This window comes from Ilumatobacter sp. (genome assembly GCF_049588435.1).
Classification (GTDB): Bacteria; Actinomycetota; Acidimicrobiia; order Acidimicrobiales; family Ilumatobacteraceae; genus Ilumatobacter_A.
Window position 1 is genome coordinate 1 of record NZ_JBAVYV010000035.1, and the last position, 1,739, is coordinate 1,739.

The 1,739-nt window shown below is 68.4% G+C and carries 3 protein-coding genes; 2 read left to right on the forward strand and 1 reads right to left on the reverse strand.

What is annotated here, in order from left to right; translation table 11 throughout:
- Positions 1-269 (reverse strand): zf-HC2 domain-containing protein (locus tag WBV89_RS01040; protein ID WP_423979482.1); only part of this gene is annotated, 269 nt, incomplete at its 3' end.
- Positions 270-324: 55 nt separating this feature from the next.
- On the opposite strand from WBV89_RS01040, the gene WBV89_RS01045 reads away from it, so the two are divergent.
- Together WBV89_RS01045 and WBV89_RS01050 are read left to right on the forward strand one after the other, a co-directional pair.
- On the forward strand, positions 325-885 hold the full coding sequence (locus tag WBV89_RS01045; RefSeq protein WP_423979483.1) for a sigma-70 family RNA polymerase sigma factor: 561 nt from the start codon (positions 325-327) through the stop codon (positions 883-885).
- 23 nt (positions 886-908) lie between these two features.
- Positions 909-1,619 carry an SCO family protein gene (locus WBV89_RS01050; protein WP_423979484.1) on the forward strand — a complete coding sequence of 237 codons (711 nt, stop codon included), beginning with the start codon at positions 909-911 and terminating at the stop codon, positions 1,617-1,619.
- Positions 1,620-1,739 lie beyond the last annotated feature (120 nt).

Here is a 1,739-nt window from a genome sequence, read left to right on the forward strand (position 1 = left end):
GCCAGTGCTGGGCGCCGCCAACCGTTCCGGCCGAGCGCGGCCGGGCGTGATCGGCTGAGGATCGCCGGCCGCAGGTCGGGAACCGCCGCCGCCGGTCGGAGACGCACGCGTCGATCGATCTGCATGAACTGCGCTTCCAGAGCGCGACAATCGTCGCACCCGGTCAGGTGCAGGTCGAGACGTTCACTCTCGCGTTCGGTCGCCTCGCCGTCGATGCGGGACGAGAGGATCTCGTGTGCGGTCGCACACGGCAGGGGGTCAGCGTTCATGTGAAGCAGGTCGCTCCGCGTGCCGATCTGGTTCCCGACTGGCCAGAATGGAGCGGTGGACCATCTGACCCGACTGCTCCTCGCCGCGCAGCGCGGCGATGTGACGGCGTTGGACAGGTTCGTCGCGGAGACACAGGCCGAGGTCTGGAATCTGTGCAGGTACCTCGGCGATGCGCGCGATGCCGATGACCTGGCCCAGGAGGTCTACGAGCGGGCGATCAAGTCACTCCCGCGCTACCGCGCCGAAGGTGCGGCCCGCGGCTGGTTGTTGACGATCGCCCGGCGGGTGTGCGCCGACCACGTCCGGCGAGCGCAACGCCGCCGGCGCAAGGAGCAGGCCGCGATCGACGATGCCCACGTGCAGAACGGGTTCACATCCGACAGCACGCTCGGTGTCGATCTCGACGAACTCCTGAGCAACCTCGACGACGACCGACGCACGGCGTTCGTCCTGACCCAGGTGCTCGGGATGTACTACGACGAAGCCGCCGAGGTGATCGGCTGTCCGGTCGGCACGGTTCGCTCGCGGGTGTCGCGGGCCCGCGTCGAGTTGGCCGCGATGGCCGGCGCGTCGGTCGACGACGGCGATGATCTTCGGGCCACGGGAACGAACTGAACGTCGGCGACGACCTGAGCGATATGAACCCCCTGCCGCAACCAACCGGATCCGACCGATCGTCTCCGCGGAGCTCGCGTCGATTCGGTGCCGGGATCGCGCTCGCGCTGACGGCGCTGTTGGCCACTGCCTGCGGTGGGAGCGACGATGCAGCTGAACCCGCCGGTTCCGCGCCGGCCGCATCCGACCCCGCCGCATCCGACCCTGCGTTGTCCGGGATCGTCCGCGACCCGGCACCCCAGGTCGACCTCGTGTCGCTTCCCTCGCTGAGCGAGCCGGGCGAGGACGTCGAGTTCCGCGCCGACGAGGGCGAGATCCAGGTCGTGTACTTCGGCTTCACCAATTGTCCCGACGTCTGTCCGACGACGATGGCCGACCTCGCCGTCGCCCTTCGCCTGATGGACGACGAACTGGCGGACGATGTCGACGTGGTGATGGCAACGGTCGATCCCGATCGGGACCTCGACCTCCTCGAGGGGTACGTCACGTCATTCGTCCCGGACGCCACCGCGATCGGGACCGAGGACACCGAGCTGCTCGAAGCGGCCGGAGAACCGTTCGGTGCGAGCTGGGAGGTCCGCGAGATCGACGACGGCTCCATCGAGGTCGACCACTCACCGTTCCTGTACGCGGTCGACGATCAGGGAAAGCTGGTGTTGACGTGGCAGTTCGGCGCATCACCACAGGACATGGCCGACGACCTGACCACGCTGCTGACGCGAGAGCAGGCGTGAGGTCCATCCGATGAAGAGTCGCCACACGCACTCGATCGCAACCCGTCCCCCGAGACGGCGGGCCATCCTCGCAACGATGCTCGCGCTCGCCATCCCGCTCGCGGCGGCGTGCTCCGACAG

Excerpts from the sequence above, each read along its gene's own strand:
- WBV89_RS01050 (WP_423979484.1), top strand. The coding sequence starts at position 909 with ATGAACCCCCTGCCGCAACCAACCGGATCCGACCGATCGTCTCCGCGG.